The organism is Candidatus Hydrothermales bacterium, assembly GCA_039630235.1.
GTDB lineage: Bacteria > Hydrothermota > Hydrothermia > Hydrothermales > JAJRUZ01 > JBCNVI01.
In genome coordinates this window covers 1-274 of record JBCNVI010000065.1, presented here as the reverse complement: position 1 = coordinate 274, position 274 = coordinate 1, and the positions used below count along the sequence as shown (strand labels likewise).

The window sequence follows — 274 nt, the reverse complement described above, 5'->3', positions numbered from 1 at the left end:
GAAAAACGAAGTATTTTCTTTTTCACATAAGATCGGTCCGAAGAGTTGCAAGCTACCTTTTTCATTTGGACTTCCGATGTCAGGATAATAAAAACTGCTTAAATTTCCTTCTCTATGAAATAGCAAAAATGTTCTTAGAGCTCCATATATAGTGGATGGATATGGTGGGAAGATTACATCGCTCCAATTTTCAGATCCCATAGTGAAGGGTCTTCCGGTGCGGAAGAATAAGGTATCATTTGGAATTAATTTAATCCAGATTTCGCTCATGATT

Annotated in this window: 1 protein-coding gene; it reads right to left on the bottom strand. The window is 36.5% G+C overall.

Annotated features, from left to right (window positions below; genetic code table 11):
• The coding region (locus tag ABDH49_09325; protein ID MEN3047138.1) for a type III-B CRISPR module-associated Cmr3 family protein at positions 1–274 on the bottom strand (274 nt) is incomplete at both ends.